The sequence below is a fragment of the Salinispora vitiensis genome (assembly GCF_000378825.1).
GTDB lineage: Bacteria > Actinomycetota > Actinomycetes > Mycobacteriales > Micromonosporaceae > Micromonospora > Micromonospora vitiensis.
The window spans coordinates 1,366,285-1,390,058 of record NZ_KB900388.1 but is presented as its reverse complement, the minus strand read 5'-3'; the positions used below and the strand labels follow the sequence as shown (position 1 = coordinate 1,390,058).

Sequence of the window (23,774 nt, the reverse complement as noted above, 5' to 3'; positions counted from 1 at the left end):
TGCCTCGTGGTCGGCGCTGCCGACCACATTGACCTGCGGAACACTACGGAGGCGCGGTGACCGAGGAGTGGGACCAGACAGCCGACGTCGTGGTGGTCGGCTTCGGCGCGGCCGGGGCCTGTGCCGCGGTCGAGGCGGCCGACGCGGGAGCGCACGTCCTGGTGCTCGACCGTTTCTCCGGCGGCGGCACCACCGCGATGTCCGGTGGGGTGATCTATGCGGGCGGCGGGACCCGGCAGCAGCGTGCGGCCGGGGTTACCGACACCCCCCAGGCGATGCTGGACTACCTGCGCGAGGAGGTCGGCGACACCGTCTCGCCCGCGACCCTGCGCCGGTTCTGCGAGCAGAGCGCTGACGCGATCGACTGGTTGGCCGGCCTCGGCGTGCCCTTCGAGGGCAGTCTCTGTCCATACAAGACCTCGTACCCGACCGATCGCCACTACCTGTACTACTCCGGAAGTGAGCCCTCCTTCGCCCATCGGGCGCCACCGGCGCCACGCGGTCACCGGGTGCACGCCCGCGGCACCTCCGGCCGGGTGCTCGCGGCCCGGCTCGCCGCTGCCACCCGTGCCCGCGGTGTCGAGTTGCTCGCGCAGACCCGCGCCGAGCGGCTCGTCACCGGCCCCGACGGCCGAATCACCGGAGTCGAGTGCCGGACCCTGCACGGTGCCCCCCGCTGGGTCCGGCTCGCCCACCGCCTTCTGCACCGTTGTGCGGTCCGGCCCGGTGTCTACCTGCCGGCCCTGGGGAGCGCGCTGCGCCGGCCAGTCGCCTGGCTGGAGCGGCGGTACGGCCGTCGGCTGCGGGTCCGGGCGGGCGGCGGTGTCGTGCTCTCCGCCGGCGGCTTCGTCTTCGACCGTGAACTGCTTCGTACCCACGCGCCGGAGTACCGCGGTGGGATGCGCCTGGGCACGCCCGGCGACGACGGCTCCGGGATCCGGCTCGGCGTGGCGGCCGGCGCAACCACCGCCCACCTCGACCGGGTGAGCATCTGGCGATTCCTGGCCCCGCCCGCGGCGATGCTCGGCGGCCTGCTCGTTGACCGGGATGGCCGACGGATCTGCGACGAGTCCCGCTATGGCGCGGCCGTCGGCGAGGCGATCGTGCGCGCGCCGGGTGCGCGGGCCTGGCTGCTGCTCGACGGCGCCCTGCGCGCTGAGTGCCGCCGGCAGCTGCGGGCCCAGACGCTGTGGTTCCAGCGCGTGCAGGCACGGTGGCTGCTGACGTTCGGCCGGGTCACCGCGGCGACACCAGCGGCGGTCGCCCGCCGGGCCGGAGTGAATCCCGAGCAGCTGGTCGACACCCTCACGGCCTATCAGTCGGCTGGCCCCGATCCGGCCGGCAAACCCGCCGACCAGGTTCGGCCCCTGGCCGTTCCGCCGTACTCGCTGGTCGATTTCTCGGTGCGGGCCCGGCTCTTCGCGCCCGCACCCATGCTCACCCTCGGTGGCCTCCGGGTGGACGAGGAGACCGGGCAGGCCCTCGGCGCCGACGGCGCCGGTGTACCCGGCCTGTACGCCGCCGGCCGTACCGCGGTCGGTATCTGCTCCCGTAGCTACGTCAGTGGGCTGTCGTTGGCCGACTGTGTCTTCTCGGGCCGGCGGGCGGGCCGAAGCGCCGCGATCCGCGGCCAGGAGAGCGGCGGCTGACGGCCGGGCACGCCAACCGCCGCTCGGGAGCACGGCGGCGGTTGGCCGCCGGTCAGTAGTAGGTCACCGACACCTCGTCGCTCCGGGCGAAGGCCTGGCAGGTGAGGATGTAGCCCGCGGCGAAGTCTTCCTCATCCAGGATCTCGTTGTGCGCGAGGTCGACCTGACCGTCCAGCAGTCGGCAGGCGCAGGCGCCGCATTGGCCCTGGCGGCAGGAGAACGGTGCGTTCAGCCCGGCCGCGATCAGCACGTCCAGCAGGCGGGCTCCGGCCGGCCAGGGTAGTCGGTGGGTCTGGCCGTCGATTTCAACTTCGAGGGTGGCGTCGCGGTCGTCAGCCGTACGCTGCGCGACTTCGAAGCGTTCGACCTGGATGCGGTCTGCCGGCACGCCGGCGCGCTGTAGCGTGTCCTGGGCAACCACGACGAAGGGCACCGGACCGCAGACGTAGGTCTCCCATCCGGCGTACGGGCTGATCAGGGTTGCCAACGTGGCGGGATCCGGGGTGCCGCGTTCGCTGTCCAGCCAGTGGGTCACGCTCAGTCGGTCGCCGTGTAGCTCGCTCAGCGTGGCCAGCTCGGTGGCAAAGATGATCGAGTGCTGGTCGCGGTTCGCGTACACCAGGGCAAGGCGACCGCGACCGGCCGCGAGTACGGACTTGATGATGGACATCGCCGGGGTGATGCCGCTGCCGCCAGCGAGCAGAAGTAGGTCGCCGTCGAGCGAGTCGGGGGTGAACGAACCGGCCGGCGGTATGAGCTCCAGGCTGGCTCCGACGCGGATGTCGTCGCAGATCCAGTTCGACGCCGGTCCGTCGGGTACGCGTTTGACGGTTATTTTCAGATCCGTCTCGGTGTACGGAGAGCTGGACAGCGAGTAGCAGCGGGCCAGGATTCCCTGGCCGTGCGGCACGCGGACGGTGAGGTACTGGCCGGGGCGGTAGGCGAACTCGGTGGCCAGCTCCGGTGGCACGCGCAGGACCAGGGAGTGCGCATCGGGCGTCTCTTCGATCACGTCGGTGACGCGCAGCCGGTGGTACATCAGGCCACCCCCAGGCTTCCGGTACGCACCGCGTACTGAATGCTCGTGCGCAGGTCGGGGCAGGTGGGCACCGGTGCGTGCCGCTGTTCGCCGGTGGTCAACGCGGGGCATCGGCGGGCGGCCTGGGTGCTCCACTGCACGCTGGTCTGCTGCGGGCTCGACTTGCGTACCCGGACCTGGGCGGCGCAGCGGGAGCAGGACAGCTCCACATAGCCGCCGATCAGATACTCCTGCCGCTCGGTGGGCGGGTCCGTGCGGTTCATGATGCGGAATCGCCTTGTCGATCGAGGTTAGCTGCCACTTCGGCGGTCCAGGTTTCGACAGCTCTGCTGGTGTCGACCTCGAACTCGTAGCGGGCCACCATGTCCTCGGTGACCTCTTCGACGTCCACGTAGAACTGTTCGTACCAGCGGCGGAGCTGGTACACCGGGCCGTCCTCGGCGCACAGAAGCGGATTGTCGACCCGGCTCTTGTGCTTCCAGATCTCGACGTCCTGCTGGAAGCCGACCCCGATTCCGGCCGCGAACTTCGCCGCCGCCTTGTCGGCCTGCGCGGCGGTGAGGCCGGGTAGTTGTTTGACGATGATGCCCCACTGCAGCATGAACGAGTTGGCCGAGATGGGGTAGTGGCAGTTGATCAGTACGGACTCCACCTCGATGCCGTGGTAGTCGTTGAAGAGGTAGTCGATCATGTAGGAGGGGCCGTAGTAGGCGGCTTCCGAGCGGAGCGTCGCATCCCCGGACTGTCGCGTGGCGGTCGGTACGTCCGGCCGCGGCCGGGTCTGCAAGTACTGTGCGGCCACCTGGCCCTCGAACACGTTCTTGAAGAACGTCGGGAACGCGAAGTGGATGTAGAAAAAGTGCGCCATGTCGACCACATTGTCGATAACCTCGCGGCAGTTGGCGCCGTCGATCCGGATGGAGTCCCAGGTCCAGCTGGTCCACTCGGAGGAGAAGGCGGCGTCGATGCGGGGGATCGCCGCGGACGACGGTGGCGGAGCGCCCTGTGGGTCGTTCCAGATGAACAGCTGGCGGTTCTCCTCGCAGGTGGGCCAGGAGCGGGTCCGGGCGCGGGGCGGAACCCGATGGGCGTACGGCACCGCGGTGCAGCGACCGTCCCCGCGCCAGCGCCAGTCGTGGAACGGGCAGGCGATCTCGTCGCCCTTGATGGTGCCCATCGTCAGATCGCCGCCCATGTGGCGGCAGTACCCGTCGAGCACGTGCAGGGTGCCGGTCGAGTCGGCGAAAACCACGAGTTTGGTACCGAACGCCTCGACGGCGTGCGGTTTGCCGTCGCGGAACGAGTCGGCGAGTCCCAGGCAGTGCCAGCCGCGGGCAAATCTGGTGGGCAGAACCCCGCTGTCGATAGTGCGTACTGCCTCGACGTTGGTCATGTCGCTCCTCAGTTGTGATGGAACGTGTTACAGGTCCTGCTGTTCGTATAGTAGCCGAGAAGTAGAACGTGTTCTATTATAGGGATCGTCACGTTCCTCAGCCAAGCCACCGGAGGGGATCTCATGGAGGGCGCCGAACTGGTCGCACGGGGGGTGCGGGAGCTGTTACCCGTTCTGCGGGAGGCGGCCCAGGAGACAGAGGACCGCCGATCGCTCTCCACCGAGCACCTCAAATCACTGGCCTCCACCGGCTTCTTCCGGCTGCTGCAGCCGGCCTGGTGTGGCGGGCTTGAGGCCGACCCGACGGCCTTCTTCAGCTGCGTTCGCGACATCGCCAGCGCCTGCGGATCGACCGGCTGGGTCGCATCGGTGATCGGGGTGCACAACTGGCAGCTGGCCCTCTTCCCCGAACGGGCCCAGCAGGACGTCTGGGGTGCTGACCCCAGCACCCTGATGTCCTCCTCCTACGCCCCGACCGGGAAGATCCAAGAAGTCGACGGGGGATACCGGGTGAGTGGACGGTGGAGCTTCTCGTCCGGATGCGACCACGCCACCTGGGTCCTGCTCGGTGGCATTGTGCCCGGTCAGGACGACAACCCCGCCGACTTCCGCACGTTCCTGCTCCCCGCGGCCGACTACCGGATCGAGGATGTCTGGCACACGATCGGTCTGCGGGGCACCGGTAGTAACGACATCGTCGTCTCCGACGCGTTCGTCCCGGCGTATCGGTCGCTCAGCTTCGGCGACACGGCTCGGTGCGTCTGCCCCGGCCAGGAGCGCAACTCCGGGCCGCTCTACCGCATCCCGTACGGCTCGATCTTCCCGTACACGATCACCGCCCCGATCATCGGGATGGCGACCGGGATGTACGAGGCGCACGTGAACCACATGCGGGAGCGGGTCCGCGCCGCCTACGCCGGGGTACGGGCCGCCGAGGACCCGTACTCGCAGGTGCGGGTCGCCCGGGCCGCTGCCGACGTGGATACGGCCTGGCTCACCCTCACCGCCGACATGAGCGAGCTGATGGGGCTGGTCACGGCGGGGGAGAAGCTGCCGATGCGGCTGCGCCTCCGGGCGCGTCGCAACCAGGTCCGGGGCACCGAACTGGCGATCCAGGCCGCGGACCGGCTCTTCGAGAACTCCGGTGGTCGGGCGATCTACACGAGCCACCCGATCCAGCGCTTCTGGCGCGACGCACATGCCGGCCGGGTACACGCCATCAACGATCCCGAACGCGCCCTGTCCATGTACGGCAGCGGCGAGTTCGGCCTTTCCGTCGCGGACGCGATGGTGTGAGGACGCCATGACGACCAGCACAATCATCGAAGCCACCGCCGCCGGGCTGCACTATCACCGGGCCGGGCCGGCGGGCGTACACCCGGTCGTGCTGCTGCACGGCGGCGGGCCCGGCGCCTCGGCCTGGAGCAACTTCGGGCGGACCGTCCCGGTCTTCGCCGAGCGGTTCGACACCCTCGCCGTTGACCAACCGGGATACGGCGGGTCCGAGAGTTGCCCGAGTGGCCGCCAGTACTTCACGCACTCGGCCGACCGGCTCGCGGCCCTGCTCGACGAGGTGGGCCTGGACCGGGTCGACTTCATCGGCAACTCGCTCGGCGGTGGCACCGCGGTCCGGTTCGCCCTGCGCTATCCGGAGCGGGCTGGCCGGCTGCTGCTGATGGGCCCCGGCGGGCTCAGCCTCAACGTCTTCGCCTCCGACCCGACCGAGGGGGTCAAGCGGCTGACCGCGTTCGGCGCCCCACCCGGCCCCAGCCGGGAGAAGCTGGCGGAGTTCCTGCGCACGCTCGTCTTCGACCAGTCCTTCGTCACCGACGAGCTGATCGATGAACGGATGCGTGCCGCGACCGACCGGGACACCATGCGCGGCATGCGTGCGCTGGGCGCCTCGTTCGCCGACCCGGACCTCTACGAGGAGGGTCTGCTCTGGCGCGACGCGCACCGGCTGCGCAACGAGGTCCTGTTGGTCTGGGGTCGGGAAGACCGGGTCAACCCCCTCGATGGAGCGCTGGTCGCGCTCAAGCTGATCCGCCGCTGCCGGCTGCACGTCTTCGGTGGCTGCGGACACTGGGCACACCTGGAGAAGTTCGACGAGTTCAATCGCCTCGCCTTCGATTTCCTGGAAGGAAACCGCCCGTGAGTCTCATTCGATCCCTCGGCTACCTCCGGGTCGAAGCCACCGACGTCCCCGCCTGGCGGGAGTTCGGCGTCAAGGTGCTCGGCATGACCGAGGGCCGCGGCCCCGAGCCGGAAGCCGCCTATCTCCGCATGGACGACCTGCCCGCGCGGATCGTGGTGGTACCCGGCGAGCGGGACCGGTTGGCCGCCAGTGGTTGGGAGCTGGCTGACCCCGCCGCGCTCGACCAGTTGACCGGCGTCCTCGAGGGGGCCGGCACCGTGATCAAGACGGCGGAGGCGGACGAGCTGGCCAACCGCCGGGTGGCGCAGATGATCAGCGTTGACGACCCCTCCGGGAACCGCCTGGAGTTCTACTGCGGGGCCGAGCTCGACAGCCGCCCGGCGCACAGCCCGTACGGCACCCGCTTCGTCACCGGCGCGCAGGGCATGGGGCACGTGGTGCTGCCGACCTTCGACGACGCCGCCGGGTTACGCTTCTGGACCGAGGTGCTCGGCTTCCGGCTGCGCGACTCGATGCGACTGCATCCGGAGGCCATCGGCCTGCCGCCCAGCGACACCCCACTCTGGATGCGTTTCCTCGGCTGCAACCCGCGACACCACAGCGTCGCCCTGGCTCCGCTACCAGCCCCCAGTGGCCTGATCCACCTGATGATCGAGACCGAGACCATCGATGACGTCGGCCGGGCCCTGGACCGTGGCACCCGAAACAAGACCCCGATGGTCGCGACCCTGGGTCGGCACGCCAACGACGGCATGATCTCGTTCTACCTGCGCACACCGAGTGGGTTCGACATCGAGTACGGCACCGACGGTGACACCGTGGACGACCGCACCTGGATCGCTCGGCAGACGACCGCGCACAGTGTGTGGGGCCACCAGTTCCGGCGGGTCGGGTGACTACTGCAGCGGTGGTGGACACCCAGCAGTTCCGGCGGGTGTTCGGCCACTTCTGCACCGGCGTGACCGTCATCACGACGCTCGACGACGAAGGCCCGGCGGGGTTCGCCTGCCAGGCCTTCGCCCCCCTGTCGCTGGACCCACCACTCCTGCTGTTCTGCCCCCAGGCAAGCTCCGCCACCTGGCGTCGGATCCACAACGCCGGGGTGTTCGGTGTCAACGTGTTGGCGGAGGCGCACGGGCCGCTGTCCCGGGTCTTCGGCGCATCGGGCGCGGACAAGTTCGCCGAGGTCGGCTGGGCTCCCTCCCCGACCGGTATGCCGATCCTTACCGGAGCGTTGACCTGGGCCGACTGCCGGATCGAGGCCGTGCACCCCGGCGGCGACCACGCGATTGTGGTGGGCCGGGTGACCGCGCTCGGCGAGTGCCGCGACGACAGTCCGCTGCTGTTTTTCAAGGGCCGCTACCGCGCCGTCGCGCCGATGCCGACTGGTGAGCCGCCGGAGGTGGTCGACACGCTGCTGGCGTGGCCCCGGCACACCGACTGGATCTAGCGCACCTCGGCAGCTGTCAACTCTCCGCGCGGAGCAGATACTTGAGGACCTTGCCGGAGGCGTTGTGCGGTAGTTCGGACCGGACCTCCACCGACCGCGGCACCTTGTAGTTGGCGAGTCGGCTCCGGCAGAACTCGATCACCTCAGCTGCGCTGAGTGAGTGACCCGGGTGGCAGGTCAGGTAGACCTTCCCGACCTCGCCGAGCCGTGGGTCGGGCACGCCGATCACCGCGGACTCGGCCACTCCCGGAAGCTGCGCGAGCGCCCGTTCGACCTCAGCCGGGTACACGTTGAAGCCGCCACAGACGTACATGTCCTTGAGTCGGTCGGTGATGGTCAGGTAGCCGCGCTCGTCAAGGTGCCCGATGTCGCCGGTGTGCAGCCACCCCTCGCCGTCGATCGCGGCCGCGGTGGCGGCCGGGTCGTCAAGGTAGCCGAGCATCGTGTTCGGTCCCCGCAGCAGCACCTCGCCACCCGGGTCAGCGATGCGGATCTCAAATCCGGCCGCTGCCCGTCCGGAGGTCTGCGCCACGGTCTGCGCGTCGTCGCCCGGCCGGCACATCGTGGCGACCACCGCCTCGGTCAGCCCGTACGCGGTGAGCACGTCCGCACCGAGCTCCGTGCGGATCTGATCGACGAGCGCCGGTGGCACGGTGGCCGCTCCGGTCACGGCCAGGCGCAGGCTCGACAAGTCGAATCGCCGGGCGTCGGGATGACCGATCAGGCTGGTGTAGAGGGTGGGTGGCCCGGGTAGGACGGTGATCCGCTGGTCTGCGATCAGGGCCATCGCCTGGGGTACGTCGAAGACCGCCTGCGGCACGATGGCGGTCCCGCTGGCCAGACAGGCGAGGATGCCGGCCTTCAGGCCGAAGCTGTGGAAGAACGGGTTGATCACGAGGTAGCGGTCGTCGGGGGTCAGCCGGGCGATGTCGGCCCAGGCGGTAGCCACGGCCATCGACTGCCGGTGCGCGCTCATCACTCCCTTGCTGCGCCCGGTGGTGCCCGAGGTGAACAGGATGTCGCTCAGGTCGTCGGGGTTGACCGCGGCGGCGCGGGCGTCGGCCTCCAGTTCGGGAACCGACGGGCTCCGGGACACGAACTCCTCCCAACCGGAGGGCACCCGCACGACCAGGCGGGGGAGCTGTTTGCCCTCCGCCGTCGCGGCGGCTCGCAGCGTGGCGAGTCGGTCGGCGCCGAGGAACGGGTCCACCACGACGAGTCCGCTGGCACCGCTTCGATGGATCACGTCGAGCGCCTCGATCCCGGTGAACCGGGTGTTGACCGGCACCAGGGTGAGGCCCGCGTAGCTCGCGCCGAGGGCGGCCAGCACCCACTGCGTCGAGTTTGGTGCCCAGAGCGCGAGCCGGTCGCCCGGGCGTAGCCCCGCGGCGATCAGGGCCTGTGCCACGCGGCGCACCTCGGCGAGGAGCTCCGCGTAGCTCAGCTGCGCTACGCCCGGCTCCACCAGGGCCGGCGCCGAGCCGAACTCACGCGCCGCCCGGTGTAGGGCCGCTGGGATCGACGGCATCATCGGGACCTCCCGGCACGATGTGGCCAAGCAAGTGCTTGGTCAGCCTACGCGGGGGTGGGCATTGGCGCCAGTGGATGACGGTACGGCGAAAGACGTGTTGCCAAGGGGTTTCCTTGCTGGGTAAGTGGCAGTAGATTTAGAACAAGTTTCACCTAGGGAGGGTGTGCTGATGCGACAGAAAATCGGCGCGGCTCTTTTCGGTCTGGGGCTACTCTGTGTTGTCGCAGCCGTGGGCCTGGTATGGCTGATCGTGCCGGCGCTCAAGCAGGTGCCATACGATGTGACGCCACCAGACATCGTGGTGGTCGCGCCATCAGCCACCTTCGTCAGCGCCCGGACGCTGTCCAACGGTGACCCCGCGGTGACCGTCGAGACCGGCACTCTGCGTTCGGCCACCGGCATCAAACCAGATAACGAGACCGCTGCAGAGCTCACCGGAAGCCTCGCGGGCGAAACCCTAATCTGGAACGTGTATCAAGCGACCGACTGGGTCGATCGTGACCTACCGGTCGAGCGGTCCGAGAGCCGTATCGCCCTCGACCGGGTGTCCGGCGCCGCCGCCGAGTGGAAGGGCCAGTGCTACAACGACGTAGCGGCCGAGGAACTGGGTGCCACCGGGTGTAAAGCGGGGAACATCGCGTACACCGGGCAGCTGTACCTGTTCCCCTTCGATACGAAGAAGCAGACCTACCAGTACTTCGACAGCACCCTGCAGCAGTCGTTGCCGATGCTGTACCAGGGTGCGGAGGAGGTTGCTGGCCTGGAGACGTACCGCTTCGAGCAGACCATCCCGCAGCGGGGCCTCGACATGGACGAGGAGACGGTCGCCCAGCTGCTTGGCTTCCTGGCACCGGAGGCGACAACCGCAACGATGAGCTACCGCGCCTCTCGCACGCTCTGGGTGGAGCCGATGACCGGTGGCATTCTGGGCTACCGCGACCAGCAGCACCACGAGCTGGTCCCAGACGTCGGGCCGCCGGTGGTCATCTTCAGCGCCACCTTCCAGTACGACGACGCCACCGCCGACGCGGTGATCGAACAGTCCAGAGATGGTCGGGCGCAGTTGCTGCTGTTCGGTCGCTACCTGCCGATCGGCATCCTGGTGGTGGGGTTCCTCGCCGCCGGGGCCGGGTTCGTGCTCGTGCGTCTGGGGCGGTCCCGGGGGCCGGGACCCGCAACCGCCGCCCAGGCGGACTCCTGAGGTCGCGACGGCAGCAACCGAACAAGCTCCACGTTCTGCGCCACCGGTTGGTCTAGGCTGCGCGCTTCCGTTCGTCGCGGCGGTCGCCGACGATGTCGACGAGGCAGATGAGGAGGGCGGCGACGATGATGCCGATCTCCACGGCGAGCGCGTACCGAAGCGCGGTCGACCAGCGTCCGTCGTTGGCGTCCACGGCCGCGAGCAGGGTCGCGGTGATCATCGCCAGCCCCACCGCGGCCCCCATTTGTCGCGTCGTGCGATACATGCCGGCGGCGCTGCCGGCGTCGGGCTTGGGTACCTGGGCCAGCGCCAGGGTGTTGTTCGGTGTGATGACGAGGCCGCTGCCGACTCCGGCGAGGAAGAGCGGGAACACCGTCGCGGCCGAGAAGGCGCCCCCCTGCAAGCCGGTGAGAGCGGTCATGATGGCGAGGCTCGCCAGGACGATGATGAGTCCGAGGACCAGCAGGGCGCGGCCAAGCCGGCCGACGTAGCGTCCGCCGAGCACGGCGCCGAGGGTGGAGCCCACCGCGAGCGGTGCGAGCGTCAGGCCGGTGTTCAGTGGACTGGTGCCGAGCCCGTACTGCAGGTGGAAGCTGAAGATCAGGGGTAGGGAGATGAAACCGGCGTAGAAGAGGAATCCGAGCAGCAGCCCCAGGCGGTACGGCCGGTGGGTGAACAGGCGAAAGTCAAAGACCGGCGGGTGGCGCCGGATGGTGGAGGTTTCCCAGGATCGGAAGACGACGAGGACACCGATCCCGGCTGGCACCAACAGCCACGGTAACCACCCCATCCACTGTTGCCACTGCAGCGCGGGCAGGATCACCAACATGATCCCGAGGGCGAGCAGCAGCGTCCCGACCAGGTCGTGGCGATGATCGGCCTGACGACGAAGCGGTTTCTTCGGAAAGAAGCGCCAGATGAGTATCGCCGCCAGGATCCCGATCGGGACGTTGATCAGAAAGACGAGCCGCCAGCCGTGGTCCGCTCCGCCCTCGGCGATGACCAGGCCGCCAATCAGTGGTCCGATGGCGGTGGCCGCGTTGGAGGTGGCACCGACCGCGCCGAAGGGGCGTCCGCGCTCTCTGGGGCGGAACAGTCGCTCCACGAGGGCGGTGATCTGGGGTGCGAGGACGCCCGCCGCCGCGCCCTGGAGGAGCCGGGCGATCACCAGCACCGTGCCGGAGTTGGCCAGTCCTGCCAACGTGCTGGCTCCGACGAACATGGCCAGGCCGATGAGCATGGCCTGACGGCGGCCTTTGGCGTCGCCGAGTCTCCCAGCGGGGACGAGGGCGAGCGCGAACATCAGTGAGTAGCCGGAGACGACCCACTGGAGAACGTTGTCGTCGGTGTCGAGCGCCTCGTCGATGGAGGGCAACATCACGGTGATGGCGCCGATGTCGATCCAGCTGATGAACGAGACGACCAGCGCGATGTTGAGGACTCGCCAGGGTCGGGTGTGCGCGATCCCTACCGGCGCTTCCCACCGTGACATCCTTACCGCCTGGTTTCGTGGCAGCAGCTTGTCCGAGCATGCCGGCGGACTCCAGTCACCGGTTTCAAGATCGACCGGGCCGACCGGGGTTACCGGATAGCGGTGTCCCGCTGCACGGCCGACACGGACGCAGAGTTCGCCAGCCGGCGAGGTCGGTGGGCAGATTGGCAGTCGTGGTTGTCGGCGGTGGTGGGGGCGGCGGCACAGGCGGATTCGCTACTGAGGCACTGCCGCCCCCTTCCGCCCCACTCAGACCGGCTGGGCAGTCAACGTGCCGCGCAGGTCGGCGGCCAGGGACCCTTCCTCGGTTCGGGCGCAGTGGGTGCCGCAGTAGAAGCGGCCAGAGACCTCGATGCCATGGCCCACGATCCGGACCTGGCAGTGCTCGCAGTTCATGGCGAGCTTGTGGTTCGCGCACTCGAGGCTGTCGAAGGTGTGCACGTCGCCGTTCGCCATGTGCACCTGAAATGGCATCTTGTAGTCGTTACCGCAGACATCACACCTAGCCATGTCAAACCCCTCAAATCGGATACGTGAGGAAAGTGTCGAACACCGCTTGCGGGCCGGCAACCGGAATCGGCAAACCGCCGGGGGCCACGCCCGGAGCGTCACCTGTTCGGGCGGCGGTGGCGACGGCGGCGGTGGTGGTGGCGTGCTGCTGACTGTCGAGCTGCCCCACCGGGGAGACCGACGCCGGGGTTCGCCTCTACGACGAGGTCTACCCAGCCTCTGCTGTGGGATTGGCGCGGGGGAGTTGGCAGCACGCAGCACGCACCGTGCTCCGGCAGCCATTACCAGGGCAGTCGTACTTCGTGACTTGATCATGTGAGTCGGGCTCGGTGGTGGTACCAGCGGGCGCGGGCTTGGTGCTGGCGGCGCTACCTTGACCAGTGCAGGTAGTGGCTGGTGGATCGCCAGACTCGGTGGCCAGATTGAAGAGCTTCTTGATCTCGACCGCGGTGAGTGGGATCAGCCTGAGGTCGGCCGGTGGCGCCGTCCAGGTGCTGCGCGACGAAGTCCCGGACCGTGCCCATCGCAGCCATGGTGTCCCACGGTGCGTGGGAGACCGCGTTGGACTCAACCCCGGCATACATCGGCGAACAGCCGCCCGGCCCGCCAGCTGACGAGTCGTCGGGCCGTCGCCGAGCGCCTGCGCGACGCGCTCAGCGAGGGTTTGGCCGGCTATGGGTACGGCAGCGCCGGTATTGGTGGTGGCGGTCATGAGGGTGAGAAGCCGCATGGCCTGGCGGTAGGGTTACGCGACAGCCGGTCCGCTCCCAATTTCGTGATGCTTGTCGCATGCTTCGATCATTTCCGGGTCGTGTGTGGACGCGACGACTGTGCAGCCGTTGGTGGCAAAATCCGTTAACAAATCGATGACCTTCCGTCGGTTTATGGCGTCCAGCGAGGCAGTGGGTTCATCGACGAATACTACTGCGGCTCGTTTGTAGATGGCCCGAGCTATGGCGAGTCGTTGCTTTTCGCCGCCACTAAGGTGGCTGGCCGCCTCCTCCGGCCGGTCGGCCAGCCCAATCCGATCGAGAATCTGCGCCAGCCGCTCGGAGGTTCGCTTGCCCAGCGGGCTCGACTGCATCGTTACGTTGAAGGCAACAGATTCTGATTCCATGATGCCGTAGTCTTGCAGTACGAATGCTGCGTGGTCCCGCCAGAATCGACGCCGCGCCGCCGAACCGCACTTTGTGACCTCTTTGCCATTGATTAAAATTTGGCCCTGGCTGACCGGGAGTAGCAGCCCGAGGCAGTGCAGCAGAGTAGTTTTTCCTGACCCGCTCGGACCCACGAGGGCGGTCATCGTCGCGGGCGTGCAGCGCACGGACTCATTATTGAGTACCGAACGTCCACCTATCACCACGGAGACACCTTGGGTTTCAATTTGCATCGGAGTTCCCATCAGATTCGCCGCCTGCTGACGCCGGAGAAGCACCAACTCGCGGCCCACACGTGCCCCAGCGGCACAACAAGCATCCCGCACAGCGCGGCTACCAGCAGTGCCGCGATGTTGTCCGGCCTCTGAGACAGCGCGACGAGACCGATGAGTGCCGATCCGGCCAGCGACTCCCTCATCACCCGGCTTTGTAGGATCTGCGCCCACGAGCGGCCGGACAGCCGCAAGGGAAAGTCGCGCTTTGCGTGTAGTAGGGCGGTGATCAGCGCGCTGATCAGGGTCGCAACCGTGAAGGCGATGGCCAGGGCGGCGAGCGCGAGGTTCATCAGCCAGGCCACATATCCCATGAACTGTGCTCGGAGGATCCCTTGCTCCGCGGCGTAGACGATACTCAGGTCGCCCTCGACCCCTTGGCCGACCAGTGCCCCGGCAGAGAGGCGGTTGCGCTCCAGCAAATCCTGGGTTGCCGCCACGCCGGTGAACAGAACGTTTCTCGTCGAGAGCATGGAAGTTAGATTTCGGTCGTTGAAGGTTTGGTGCAGGGAGGGCACGATGGCGACGAGAACATTGCCCAAGAAGTGGATACCTCCACCTCCGCCTTGGGCGACTGGTAACCGGAATCCGCTGGCGGGCTGTAGATATTCGAATCCCGACAGGACCTCCGTGCCAGGTCGTTTCCCTCTCGACAGCAGGGAGAACGTATCGGTGAACTCCCGGGAGAGCATGCCGCTCACGTCCTGGTACGGCACCGGCGTCAGCGCCCCTGTCGGTGTGTTGATGGTCATCAGGTCGAGCCATTGCTGGTTTACGAAGGAAACTGCTGAGTAGTCACCGAAACCGCTGCCCCATGTCTCGTTGTGGAAGGTGTATGAGGAGGAGATCATTCCGGCCTTTTCGCCGTCTTCAACAAGGTTGCCGATCAACGGTTCGAGGCTGGACATTTCGTCGTCGCTCATCCCGAGCTGTATCGTGACCTGGTTCGCGAGGTTCTTCCACTGCGCCATCTCCGCGGCTTGAGCGGAGGAGTTGCGATATGCCGACCAGGCCGGGTCGGCGGTGCCCACCACCAGTAGGAAGGTCAGTGCCTGGAGGACCACGGCCGCAAAACGAAGGCTCTTCACCGCGGGCTGCCGGGTCGCCAGCATTGCCGTGCTCGGCCAGGCGGAGGCCGACATGACTAGGGCAACGAACAGCGCTACCGCGATGACCGTGCCCTCCACGGCCGCCAGCACCTTGACGAAGACGTCGATGTAGAGCCAACCACGAGCGAGGCCAACGTAGCTGGTGGCAGCGATGGTGACAGCGGCTGCTGGGAGGAGGAGTGCGACCGCAAACCCGCCCAGATCCTGTGCCTGAATGCGCAGTGTGGGGCATCCAGCGAGCACCCTGAGTGCGCGGCTGTGCGCCTTCATCGACAACCAGAACAGCGCCAGCGCCGCGATTAGGGCGAAGGCGGCCAGGACGGGTACGGCGAAGCCGCCCTCCTGCATGACGAATCCGAGGCTGCCGACCACGGAGGCGTCGTTGCGCGTCACCCGTACGCCTTTGCCGGCCAGCCCGCTCTCTAACTCTGTCAGCCCCGAGAGAGAACCGGTGACCAGGTACGAACCGTCCGGTGAAGAGTTAGCCAGCCGGTCCCGGTCGACAATCCGTGCCGTGCCGGCGCCGCTGAACGAGTGAAACGTCGCGGGCAGATTTCCGTCGTTGAGTGCTACGAAGATCTGCTTGTCACCGTCACCGTCACCGTCACCGATCAGGTCCGGTGCGATCCGTAGCAGGCCCAGGCTCAAGTCGGCGTCCAACTGCGTCAGTACCGAAAACGCCTCCCTGTCGCTGAACTGCGACTCTCCGAAGTCCAGGCCCAGCCTGCTCTGGGCAGTTATGGCTTGTGGAAAGTCGCGGTCGTGTAGATCGGTGACTATCACCGCCACCACAGCCATCAGGGAGAACAGCGCACCCGAGACCGCGACTACCACGCGCTTGTACAACGACCCTCCCGAGCGATCCATGGACATTACGGCGAGCACGGTGACGCTCGCCGAATCCACTGAATCAAGGTGTTCGCCGGCGCGCATCGGGCCGTGGTCGGCCTGGAGGGACGCAATTCGGCCCTGAGTCCGTCGGACCATGGTCCGACATCCGCTACCCGGAAGGCTCGCATTCGCCCGTCGAGCACGGGCGGGGACCGGGCCCGGAACGGTAGGCTGCGCCGCATGACCGAGAGTTGGTATCGCCTCCGACGGTCATGGCTGCTGCTGCCGCCCGGCACGCTGCTTGTCGTGCTGGCGGCCGTTCTCGTGCTCGGACTTACCTGGCCGTTCGTGGCTGTCCTGCTGTCAATATTTGCGGCGATCTCCGCCTGGGCGATAGTCCGCCTGCTGGTCGAGCGGCGTGAGCATGAATCGGCGATGGCGCGTCGGGATGTCGCGGAGGCAGTACTCGCCGAGCGTCTGCACCTGGCCCGGGACCTGCACGATATCGTTTCCCACGGCCTGGGCATGATCACTGTACGAGTAGCCGCCGCCGCTCACCTGCATAGGCGCAAGCCGGACGATCAGGTGTTGCTGACGGCCATTGCGGATGTGGAGGCCATCAGTAGGACGGCGACGGTGGAGCTTCGTCGAATGATGGATGCGCTTCGGGAGGTTGACAGCCTGCCCGTCCGTCAACCGACTGAGACACTGGCGTCCCTACCCGCGATCATTGAGGGCGGCCGGCGGGCTGGTCTAGATGTCACCTTGGCCCAGGAGGATCTCGGCGTGGTGTCGCCGGGCATCCAGGTGGCGATCTGTCGGGTCGTTCGCGAAGGATTGGCCAACAGCGCACGATACGGCGGATCAACTACTGTAGAAATCGGTTTGAAGCGGACTCCAGCCGCGGTGTGCGTGACGGTTGACGACGGAGGGCCGAGCCGAGCCTGGGTCGTCCGACCCGGCGCCGGCCTTGGTCTCGTCGGTCTGCGGGAGAGGGTCAGCAGCCTGGGGGGAACCCTGACGGCAGGGCCGCGCGCGAAGGAGCGTGGGGAAGTCGCGGGGTTTCGCTTGGCGGTCACCCTGCCCGAGGGGATGGTATGACTGCGTCAGCGCCACCGCTACGGGTCGTTGTCGTTGATGACGAGCTCTTACTCAGACGGAGCCTCGCAATGATCATCGATGCCGAACCCGATCTCACTGTGGTTGGAGAAGCCGGCGACGGGATGGAGGCGATCGCCGCCGCCGAGACCTTGGCCCCCGACATCGTGTTGATGGACGTCAGGATGCCGCGGCTCGACGGCATTGACGCAACGCGAGATATCTGCCGACTACCCGAGCTCGGGCACACCCGGGTGTTGGTCCTGAGCATGTTCGACCTTGACGAGTACGTCTTTCATGCGCTCCGCGCCGGAGCAGCTGGCTTCTTGCTGAAGGACAGCCGGCCCGAGGATCTACTGGATGCAATCAGGCGTACGCGTGACGGCGAATCGCTCTTTGCTCCATCGATCCTGGCGCGTCTGGTCGAGCACTACGTTGGCGTTCGGCCCACGGCCCCGCCGGCCAAGTGCGGTCCCGGCTCGAACAGCTGACGTCCCGGGAGGTGGAGGTGCTGGGCCTCATCGGGCAGGGGCTGTCTAACGACGAGATTGCCCGGCATCTCACCATCGCCGTCAAGACTGTCAAGTCGCACGTGTCGCATCTGCTGAGCAAACTTGGCGCTCGGGACCGGGTGCAACTTGTGATTACCGCGTATGACTGCGGCCTCGTGAGTCCGGCGCCCCGTAGTGGCCACCGGTTCCGTCGGGGTATGTGGTCATAGCGTTCGTCGAGGTGCTGGACGCGTTTCGGCGGGTAGGCCACAGTGGCTGGGTTGACGGTGGCGGGCAGTTGTCAGCGGGTGCCGTAGAAGGCGGGTGGGGCGGCGGGGTCGGAGTCTTCCTCGCTGGCCATCTCCCTCGCGACCTCGGCGGCGGTTGGGCTGAGGGCTGCCATGGTGGCCGCGATGCCGAGGGCGGCGATCGCCACGCCGATCGCCGCACTGAGGAACAGGATCTTGAAGGTGTTCATCTGGACCTCCCCATCGGGGTTGTCTCCCGTGAAGCGCCGGGATTCGGCGATGGTTGACCGTCTCCCGCCACCCGGGCGTCCTCTGTTCGTGCCGGGCGATCGGTACCGGCTTCGTTCAAAGTAGAACCTGTTACATCTATTGAAGCACACAATGCATGCTGTGGAGAATCATGGAAGTAGTAAAAACTAGAACCTGTTCCTGTCGTTAGGAGTCCGGGGTCTCGCTGACGACCCACATCGAGAAGAACTGCGACCCGCCGCCGTACGCGTGACCCAGCGCCGTTTTCGCTCCGGCCACCTGGTGCTCGCCGGCCCGTCCCATCACCTGCTTAGCCGCTTCGGCGAAGCGGAGCATGCCGGAGGCGCCGATCGGGTTGGAACAGAGCACCCCACCGGACGGGTTGACGGGCAGGCGCCCACCGATCCGGGTCTCGCCCGACTCGGTGAGCTTCCAGCCGTGTCCGGCTTCGGCAAAGCCCAGGTTTTCCAGCCACATCGGCTCGAACCAGGAGAACGGTACGTAGATCTCCGCCACGTCGACCTCGGCGAGGGGGTCAGTGATCCCGGCCGCCTGCCACAGCGCCTGGGCGGCCTCGGCACCGGCCCTCGGGTTCACGTGGTCCTTGCCGGCGAAGTAGGTCGGCTCGGTGCGCATCGCCGTCGCCCGGATCCAGGCCACCGGCCGCTCGCTCGCCTCGGCTGCCGCCTGGTCGCCGATCACGATCGCGCAGGCGCCGTCGGAGGAGGGGCAGGTCTCGTCGTACCGGATCGGGTCCCACAACATCGGCGAGGCCTGCACCGACTCCAGCGTGATCTCCGGCTGGCGCAGGTGCGCGTTGGGGTTGAGCGCACCGTTGCGCCGGTCCTTCACCGCGACCATCGCCCCGACGTGCTCGGGTGCGTTCGAGCGTCGAATGTAGGCGCGGACGTGCGGCGCGAAGTAGCCACCGGCCCCGGCCCCGATGGGCGCGGTGAAGGGCGGTTGGATGGAGAGCGCCCACATCGCGTTGGACTCCGACTGCTTCTCGAACGCGACCGCGAGTACGCGTTGGTGCACACCGGCCCGGACCAGGCTGGTCGCCACGACCCCGGTGGCACCGCCGACCGAACCCGCCGTGTGCACCCGCAGCAGCGGGCGCCCGGCGGCTCCCAGCGCGTCGGCGAGGAACAGCTCCGGCATCATCACGCCCTCGAACAGGTCCGGCGCCTTGCCGAGCACGACCGCGTCGATCTGCGGCCAGTCGACGCCCGCGTCGGCCAGTGCGCGGTCGATCGCCTCCCGGCACAGCCCGGCCATCGACACGTCGGTACGGCGCGTCTGGTGCTGCGTCTGCCCGGTACCCAGCACGGCTGCTCGTCTCATGACCTTGCCTCCAGCACACAGATGAGGTTTTGCTGCAACGCCGGCCCGCTGGTGGCGTGTCCGGCGGCCCGCCGGGCCTGGCCGGTCATGACCTGTTCGGCTGCGGCGCCGATGCGCGCCAGCCCGGCCGAGAACATGGGGTTGCCGCAGAGCGCACCCCCGGACGGGTTGATCCGGACCCGGTCGCCGAGGCCGAGCGCCGTGCGTAGCAGTAGCTCCTGGTGGGTGAAGGGGGCGTGCAACTCGGCCACGTCGAGGTCCGCCGGTAGGGCCACCGCCTCGGCCGCGGCGGTCGCGGACGGCACCGTGGTCAGGTCCCGCTCGCCGAGGCCCTGCGGGTCGACCCGGTGCGCCACGCCGCTGATCCAGGCCGGCTGCTCCCGGTGCCGGCGGGCGCGCTCGCCGGCGGCCAGCACCAGCGCGGCGGCGCCGTCGGAGACGGGAGCGCAGTCATGCGCCCGGAGTGGATCGGCGAGGTAGGGGGTGGCGACCAGCTCGTCCACGGTGGGCTGCCCGGACACCTGGGCGTAGGGGTTGGTGGTGGCGTCGGCCCGGCTGCGGGCCGCCACCTCGGCCATGGCCTGCTCGGTGACGACCCCGGCGTCGATGGCGAGCCGGGCCTGGAGCGCGGCGACACTCACCGAGTCGGGCCAGAGCGGCGCGGTCACGTACGGGTCAAGTTGGAGCGCCAGCACCCGGCGCAGCAGGCCAGCCGAGGACTTGCCGAAGCCGTAGACCAGCGCGGTCTCCGCCTCACCGGCCAGAATCTTGACGTAGGCCTCGTAGAACGCCCAGGCCGCGTCCATCTCCACGTGCGACTCGCAGATCGGTGGGTACGCCCCGATCGCGTCGATCGCGTTGACGAAGGAGAACGCCCGGCCGGCGAGGTAGTCCGAGGAGCCGGAGCACCAGAAGTCCACCTCGCGGCGGTCGAGGTGGGCCGCCGACAGGGCCTGGTGGAAGAGCGGGACGAGGGTTTCGACGCCACTGGTGGTCCCCGCGGAGGGTCGGCAGGGTGCCTGGGCGAAGCCGATGACGGCGACGGCAGGATTCACAGGTGCTCCTGGTAGGACTCGTACGGCGCATCCGGTTCGCCGGTGGGGCGGAAATGCGCGATGTTCTCCGGAGTGGTGGTCCAGGTCGCACGGTCCCGCCAGACCGCGGCCACCCGCATGCCCATCCGGACGTCACCAGCCTGGCCGATGATCAGGTGGGGGATCGGGATGTCGGCACCGTCGAGGAGGACCTGGGCGACCACGTACGGCGGTTCCAGTCGCTGCCCGGCGAAGGGAACGTTGACCACGCAGAAAGTGGTGACCGTGCCGTGATCGCGGACCGGCACCTCCTCCTCGGTCGGCACCCCGTCGGCCGGGCAGACCCGGGGCGGTACGTAGACCTTGCGGCAGGCCGGGCAGCGCTGGCCGAGCAGCCGCCCTTCGGAGAGTGCGTGCAGGTATCGACTCTCCTCGGCGGAGGCGGTGTGCGTGTAGGAGAGCCGAATCGGAGTCACAATGCCGATCACGGGATCAACGCTGGTGGCGGGGTCGGCGCCGGCAGCGGGCGCGCCGTTGGTGCCGGGTGCACCGCTGGTGGTGCCGTCGGGCGAGTGGGGCGGGCCCGAGTCGGGCTCGAAGCAGGCGATGTCGCGGATGTCTCCGGATCGCTCCGCGGCCCAGCGGACGCGGACCCGCATGCCGGTCCGCATCGACTCCCGGGCGCCGGCATCGACGGCGTGCAGTAGCGCCGTGTCGGCTCCGTCGAGCCGGATCAGTGCCCAGCCGAACGGTCGGTCGAGGGGCTGCCCGTCGAGCGGTCGGTCGGTCCAGGTCCAGCTGGTCACGGTGCCGGTTGGTGAGACGGGAACGAGCTCGGTGATCGGGGTGTGGGTCGCCGGATCGTATTCGAGGGGGGGAACGTGGACGCGGCCGTCGGCGGTGCGGGCGCCGAGCACTCGACGGTCGCGGAGGCCGGTCATGAATCGCCCCAGGACCGGACCGAGGGAGCGGGTGTAGTCGAAGGCGATGTCCAGCGGGGCGGCGAGCGGGGGCGCCGAAGCGGTATCCACGAGGGTCAGTGAAACATGTTCTAGCGAGATGAATCAAGGTTGCTCCCTGTCCGCTGTTCAGGAAGTGGAACACGTTATAGAGTCTGGTCCATGACTGGCATCGGGCTGTGGAACATCGCGAGTCAGGATCCGGATGGGATCGCCGTCGTTGACCCGGATGGCCGGGTCGTCACCTATGGCGAGTTGGCCGCCGAGGCCGACCGAATCGGGCGCGGCCTCCAGGCGCTCGGGCTGGCACCCGGGGACACCGTGGCGATGCTGCTGCCCAACAGCGCCGACCTGCTCGCGGCCGAGTTCGCCACCCTGGAGACGGGGCTGTACTCGGTGCCGCTGAACTGGCATCTGACCGCCGCCGAGATCGCCTACATTCTGCGCGACAGCGGTGCCCGCGCGTTCGTCGCGCACGGCCGGTTCGCCGAGGTGGCCGCGGCCGCCGCCGCCGAGGCCGGCGTCCCCGCCGACGGATGCTTCGCGGTGGCGGGTGGGGTTCCCGGATTCCGGCCGCTCGCCGACCTCGGCGCCGGCACCTCCGACCGTCCCACGCCGCGCACCCTCGGTGCGCTGATGGTCTACACCTCCGGAACGTCCGGCCGGCCCAAGGGCGTACGTCGTCCGCTGACCGGCGCCGACCCGGACATCGTTCCGCCGGTGTCACAATGGTTCTTCGGGCTGTTCGGCCTCGAACCCTTCGACTCCCACGTGCACCTGTGCTGTTCGCCGCTCTACCACACCGCGGTGATGAACTTCGCGGTCATCTCGCTGCAACTCGGCCATCCGGTGGTGCTGATGGACCGGTGGGACCCGCACGAGATGCTGCGGCTGATCGAACGGCACCGGGTCACCCACAGTCACATGGTGCCGACCCAGTTCCGTCGCCTGCTCGCTCTGCCGGAGAAGGTTCGGACGGCGTACGACCTGTCGTCGATGCGGGTGATGATCCACGGCGCGGCGCCGTGTCCACACGAGGTGAAGCGGCGGATGCTCGACTGGTGGGGGCCGGTGGTGGTGGAGTACTACGCCGCCAGTGAGGGCGGTGGCACCCTGATCACCGCCGAGGACTGGCTGGCCCGGCCCGGCTCGGTCGGGCAGGCCTGGCCGGGCTCGCAGGTGCGGGTGCTAGGCCCGGACGGCAACGACGCGCCAACCGGCGAGCCCGGGACGGTGTATCTGCAGATGGGCGAGACGACCTTCGAATACCTCGGCGACGCCGAGAAGACCCGGCAGTCCTGGCGCGGCCGCATGTTCACCGTCGGCGACATCGGTTACCTCGACGACGATGGCTACCTCTACCTGTGTGACCGGAAGAGCGACATGATCATTACCGGTGGTGTGAACGTCTATCCGGCGGAGATCGAGGGGGAGCTCGCCGCTCATCCGGCGGTGGCGGACGTGGCGGTCTTCGGCATCCCGCACGACGAGTGGGGTGAGGAGATCAAGGCCGTGGTGCAGCCGGAGCTGGGGGTGACGGCGGGCCCGGAGTTGACCGGCGAGCTGCTGGAGTTCCTGACCGGCCGGCTGGCCCGCTTCAAGCTGCCCCGAAGCGTGGACTACGTCGAGGAGTTGCCCCGCGACCCGAACGGCAAGCTCTACAAGCGAATACTGCGCGACCCGTACTGGGCCGCGCAGCAACGCTCGATCTGACCTGGCTACTTCCCGTGGAACTGGGGGGTGCGCTTCTCGATGAAGGCGCGCGGGCCCTCCTTGGCGTCGGTGCTGCGGAACACCGCCGTGCCGATCGGAGCCTCCAGAGCAAACGCCTCGTTCTCGGCTAGGCCCTCAGTCTCCCGCATCGTGCGCAGGATCGCCCGCACCGCCAGCGGGCCGTTCGCCGCGATCATCCCGGCCAGCTCGAGGGCCTTGTTCAGGGCCTGCCCGTCCGGCACCACATGTCCGATCAGGCCGACGTCCCGGGCCTCGTCGGCACCCAACTGGCGTCCGGTCAGCAGTAGCTCCGCCGCGACGGCGTACGGGATCTGTCGGACCAGCCGGACGGCGGAGCCGCCGAGGGGGAACAGGCCCCAGCAAACCTCGGAGACCGCGAAGCGGGCACTCGCCCCGGCCACGCGGAGATCCGTTGCCTGAAGGATCTCGGTGCCGCCCGCCACCGCCGGCCCCTCCACCGCGGCGATCAGCGGTTTGGTCAGCCGCCGACCTTTGAGTAGCGCGTCGATCCGGGAGAGGTCAGCGCCGTTGAACCGGTCACCGGGGTGGGACTGGTTCATCGCGCGGAGGTCGGCGCCGGCGCAGAAGGCGCCCCCGGCCCCGGTGAGGATGCAGGCCCGGATCTCCGGATCGTTGTCCGCGCGGTCCCACGCGTCCCGCATGATCGCGAGCATCTCGGGGGAGAGGGCGTTGCGGACCCGTGGCCGGTTCATCGTCACGATCAGGATTTGTCCACGTTGCTCCACGAGTGCGTGCGGCTGGTCGGCTGCCGATTCCACGGGCGCCTCCTTCGATGATTTCCAAGGCTTGTCAGCGACGATAACAGGT

The 23,774-nt window shown here is 68.2% G+C and carries 22 protein-coding genes and 1 pseudogene; 9 read left to right on the top strand and 14 right to left on the bottom strand.

Translation table 11 applies throughout. The annotated features are described in order from the left end of the window. Positions 1–56 precede the first annotated feature (56 nt). Entirely contained in the window at positions 57–1,649 is a 1,593-nt protein-coding gene (locus SALPAC2_RS0106470; protein ID WP_018215834.1) for an FAD-binding protein, read from the top strand. Positions 1,650–1,701: 52 nt separating this feature from the next. Here SALPAC2_RS0106470 and SALPAC2_RS0106465 read toward each other — a convergent pair whose 3' ends face one another. From SALPAC2_RS0106465 to SALPAC2_RS0106455, 3 genes are read right to left on the bottom strand one after another with little or no spacing between them, the layout of a single operon-like run. Then, the gene (locus SALPAC2_RS0106465) at positions 1,702–2,688 is read right to left on the bottom strand and encodes a ferredoxin--NADP reductase (RefSeq protein WP_018215833.1); all 987 of its coding nucleotides are present in this window, start codon (positions 2,686–2,688) and stop codon (positions 1,702–1,704) included. After that, entirely contained in the window at positions 2,688–2,951 is a 264-nt protein-coding gene (locus SALPAC2_RS0106460; protein ID WP_018215832.1) for a hypothetical protein, read from the bottom strand. Before SALPAC2_RS0106460 ends, SALPAC2_RS0106465 begins: the two co-directional genes overlap by 1 nt. After that, complete coding sequence (locus tag SALPAC2_RS0106455) at positions 2,948–4,081, bottom strand: Rieske 2Fe-2S domain-containing protein (protein WP_018215831.1); 1,134 nt, start codon at positions 4,079–4,081, stop codon at positions 2,948–2,950. Before SALPAC2_RS0106455 ends, SALPAC2_RS0106460 begins: the two co-directional genes overlap by 4 nt. A 123-nt stretch (positions 4,082–4,204) precedes the next feature. Between SALPAC2_RS0106455 and hsaA the strand changes: the two genes are divergently transcribed. The 4 genes from hsaA to hsaB are packed head-to-tail and all read left to right on the top strand — an operon-like array spanning position 4,205 to position 7,686. Beyond that, entirely contained in the window at positions 4,205–5,377 is a 1,173-nt protein-coding gene (gene hsaA / locus SALPAC2_RS0106450) for a 3-hydroxy-9,10-secoandrosta-1,3,5(10)-triene-9,17-dione monooxygenase oxygenase subunit (protein WP_018215830.1), read from the top strand. Between the two features lie 7 nt (positions 5,378–5,384). Next, entirely contained in the window at positions 5,385–6,236 is an 852-nt protein-coding gene (hsaD, locus tag SALPAC2_RS0106445; protein WP_018215829.1) for a 4,5:9,10-diseco-3-hydroxy-5,9,17-trioxoandrosta-1(10),2-diene-4-oate hydrolase, read from the top strand. Continuing rightward, complete coding sequence (gene hsaC / locus SALPAC2_RS0106440) at positions 6,233–7,132, top strand: iron-dependent extradiol dioxygenase HsaC (protein ID WP_018215828.1); 900 nt, start codon at positions 6,233–6,235, stop codon at positions 7,130–7,132. Before hsaD ends, hsaC begins: the two co-directional genes overlap by 4 nt. Continuing rightward, positions 7,129–7,686, top strand: a complete 558-nt coding sequence (gene hsaB / locus SALPAC2_RS0106435; RefSeq protein WP_026184489.1) for a 3-hydroxy-9,10-secoandrosta-1,3,5(10)-triene-9,17-dione monooxygenase reductase subunit — start codon at positions 7,129–7,131, stop codon at positions 7,684–7,686. The genes hsaC and hsaB overlap by 4 nt, the downstream gene beginning before the upstream one ends. Before the next feature lie 16 nt (positions 7,687–7,702). On the opposite strand, the gene SALPAC2_RS0106430 is transcribed toward hsaB, so the two are convergent. Beyond that, positions 7,703–9,217 carry a FadD3 family acyl-CoA ligase gene (locus SALPAC2_RS0106430; RefSeq protein WP_018215826.1) on the bottom strand — a complete coding sequence of 505 codons (1,515 nt, stop codon included), beginning with the start codon at positions 9,215–9,217 and terminating at the stop codon, positions 7,703–7,705. Between the two features lie 169 nt (positions 9,218–9,386). On the opposite strand from SALPAC2_RS0106430, the gene SALPAC2_RS0106425 reads away from it, so the two are divergent. Then, positions 9,387–10,418 carry a DUF3068 domain-containing protein gene (locus tag SALPAC2_RS0106425; protein ID WP_018215825.1) on the top strand — a complete coding sequence of 344 codons (1,032 nt, stop codon included), beginning with the start codon at positions 9,387–9,389 and terminating at the stop codon, positions 10,416–10,418. Positions 10,419–10,470: 52 nt separating this feature from the next. On the opposite strand, the gene SALPAC2_RS0106420 is transcribed toward SALPAC2_RS0106425, so the two are convergent. From SALPAC2_RS0106420 to SALPAC2_RS0106405, 5 genes are all read right to left on the bottom strand, one after another. Beyond that, positions 10,471–11,910, bottom strand: coding sequence for an MFS transporter (locus SALPAC2_RS0106420; protein ID WP_018215824.1), 1,440 nt, complete (start codon positions 11,908–11,910; stop codon positions 10,471–10,473). Positions 11,911–12,159: 249 nt separating this feature from the next. Next, positions 12,160–12,420, bottom strand: a complete 261-nt coding sequence (locus tag SALPAC2_RS0106415; protein WP_026184488.1) for a hypothetical protein — start codon at positions 12,418–12,420, stop codon at positions 12,160–12,162. A gap of 10 nt (positions 12,421–12,430) precedes the next feature. Continuing rightward, the gene (locus SALPAC2_RS27475) at positions 12,431–12,589 is read right to left on the bottom strand and encodes a hypothetical protein (RefSeq protein ID WP_018215822.1); all 159 of its coding nucleotides are present in this window, start codon (positions 12,587–12,589) and stop codon (positions 12,431–12,433) included. A gap of 576 nt (positions 12,590–13,165) precedes the next feature. Then, entirely contained in the window at positions 13,166–13,810 is a 645-nt protein-coding gene (locus tag SALPAC2_RS24465) for an ABC transporter ATP-binding protein (RefSeq protein WP_033775330.1), read from the bottom strand. An 11-nt stretch (positions 13,811–13,821) separates the two neighbouring features. Then, the gene (locus SALPAC2_RS0106405; protein WP_080636995.1) at positions 13,822–15,891 is read right to left on the bottom strand and encodes a hypothetical protein; all 2,070 of its coding nucleotides are present in this window, start codon (positions 15,889–15,891) and stop codon (positions 13,822–13,824) included. A gap of 138 nt (positions 15,892–16,029) precedes the next feature. Between SALPAC2_RS0106405 and SALPAC2_RS0106395 the strand changes: the two genes are divergently transcribed. Together SALPAC2_RS0106395 and SALPAC2_RS24455 are read left to right on the top strand one after the other, a co-directional pair. Further along, positions 16,030–16,890, top strand: coding sequence for a sensor histidine kinase (locus SALPAC2_RS0106395; RefSeq protein WP_018215820.1), 861 nt, complete (start codon positions 16,030–16,032; stop codon positions 16,888–16,890). A 68-nt stretch (positions 16,891–16,958) separates the two neighbouring features. Beyond that, positions 16,959–17,608, top strand: a pseudogene (locus SALPAC2_RS24455) (response regulator). 71 nt (positions 17,609–17,679) lie between these two features. Here the strand turns inward: SALPAC2_RS24455 and SALPAC2_RS27470 are convergent. The 4 genes from SALPAC2_RS27470 to SALPAC2_RS0106370 form a co-directional block, all read right to left on the bottom strand. Then, on the bottom strand, positions 17,680–17,856 hold the full coding sequence (locus tag SALPAC2_RS27470) for a hypothetical protein (RefSeq protein WP_018215817.1): 177 nt from the start codon (positions 17,854–17,856) through the stop codon (positions 17,680–17,682). A 205-nt stretch (positions 17,857–18,061) separates the two neighbouring features. Beyond that, positions 18,062–19,219, bottom strand: coding sequence for a thiolase domain-containing protein (locus tag SALPAC2_RS0106380; RefSeq protein ID WP_026184486.1), 1,158 nt, complete (start codon positions 19,217–19,219; stop codon positions 18,062–18,064). Next, entirely contained in the window at positions 19,216–20,274 is a 1,059-nt protein-coding gene (locus tag SALPAC2_RS0106375) for a thiolase domain-containing protein (RefSeq protein WP_018215815.1), read from the bottom strand. The genes SALPAC2_RS0106380 and SALPAC2_RS0106375 overlap by 4 nt, the downstream gene beginning before the upstream one ends. Continuing rightward, positions 20,271–21,284, bottom strand: coding sequence for a Zn-ribbon domain-containing OB-fold protein (locus SALPAC2_RS0106370; RefSeq protein WP_018215814.1), 1,014 nt, complete (start codon positions 21,282–21,284; stop codon positions 20,271–20,273). Before SALPAC2_RS0106370 ends, SALPAC2_RS0106375 begins: the two co-directional genes overlap by 4 nt. A 90-nt stretch (positions 21,285–21,374) precedes the next feature. Here SALPAC2_RS0106370 and SALPAC2_RS0106365 point away from each other — a divergent pair, with 90 nt between their 5' ends. Continuing rightward, positions 21,375–22,925, top strand: a complete 1,551-nt coding sequence (locus SALPAC2_RS0106365; protein ID WP_018215813.1) for an acyl-CoA synthetase — start codon at positions 21,375–21,377, stop codon at positions 22,923–22,925. Positions 22,926–22,930: 5 nt separating this feature from the next. Here the strand turns inward: SALPAC2_RS0106365 and SALPAC2_RS0106360 are convergent, their stop codons facing one another. Then, positions 22,931–23,725, bottom strand: a complete 795-nt coding sequence (locus tag SALPAC2_RS0106360; protein ID WP_018215812.1) for a crotonase/enoyl-CoA hydratase family protein — start codon at positions 23,723–23,725, stop codon at positions 22,931–22,933. Positions 23,726–23,774: the final 49 nt, after the last annotated feature.

Excerpts from the sequence above, each read along its gene's own strand:
- SALPAC2_RS0106430 (WP_018215826.1), bottom strand. The coding sequence starts at position 9,217 with ATGATGCCGTCGATCCCAGCGGCCCTACACCGGGCGGCGCGTGAGTTC.
- hsaD (WP_018215829.1), top strand. The coding sequence starts at position 5,385 with ATGACGACCAGCACAATCATCGAAGCCACCGCCGCCGGGCTGCACTAT.
- hsaA (WP_018215830.1), top strand. The coding sequence starts at position 4,205 with ATGGAGGGCGCCGAACTGGTCGCACGGGGGGTGCGGGAGCTGTTACCC.
- SALPAC2_RS0106415 (WP_026184488.1), bottom strand. The coding sequence starts at position 12,420 with ATGGCTAGGTGTGATGTCTGCGGTAACGACTACAAGATGCCATTTCAG.
- SALPAC2_RS0106460 (WP_018215832.1), bottom strand. The coding sequence starts at position 2,951 with ATGAACCGCACGGACCCGCCCACCGAGCGGCAGGAGTATCTGATCGGC.
- SALPAC2_RS0106395 (WP_018215820.1), top strand. The coding sequence starts at position 16,030 with ATGACCGAGAGTTGGTATCGCCTCCGACGGTCATGGCTGCTGCTGCCG.
- SALPAC2_RS0106455 (WP_018215831.1), bottom strand. The coding sequence starts at position 4,081 with ATGACCAACGTCGAGGCAGTACGCACTATCGACAGCGGGGTTCTGCCC.
- SALPAC2_RS0106405 (WP_080636995.1), bottom strand. The coding sequence starts at position 15,891 with ATGCGCGCCGGCGAACACCTTGATTCAGTGGATTCGGCGAGCGTCACC.
- SALPAC2_RS0106365 (WP_018215813.1), top strand. The coding sequence starts at position 21,375 with ATGACTGGCATCGGGCTGTGGAACATCGCGAGTCAGGATCCGGATGGG.
- SALPAC2_RS24465 (WP_033775330.1), bottom strand. The coding sequence starts at position 13,810 with ATGCAAATTGAAACCCAAGGTGTCTCCGTGGTGATAGGTGGACGTTCG.
- SALPAC2_RS0106425 (WP_018215825.1), top strand. The coding sequence starts at position 9,387 with ATGCGACAGAAAATCGGCGCGGCTCTTTTCGGTCTGGGGCTACTCTGT.
- SALPAC2_RS27470 (WP_018215817.1), bottom strand. The coding sequence starts at position 17,856 with ATGAACACCTTCAAGATCCTGTTCCTCAGTGCGGCGATCGGCGTGGCG.
- SALPAC2_RS0106465 (WP_018215833.1), bottom strand. The coding sequence starts at position 2,688 with ATGTACCACCGGCTGCGCGTCACCGACGTGATCGAAGAGACGCCCGAT.
- SALPAC2_RS0106420 (WP_018215824.1), bottom strand. The coding sequence starts at position 11,910 with ATGTCACGGTGGGAAGCGCCGGTAGGGATCGCGCACACCCGACCCTGG.
- SALPAC2_RS0106380 (WP_026184486.1), bottom strand. The coding sequence starts at position 19,219 with ATGAGACGAGCAGCCGTGCTGGGTACCGGGCAGACGCAGCACCAGACG.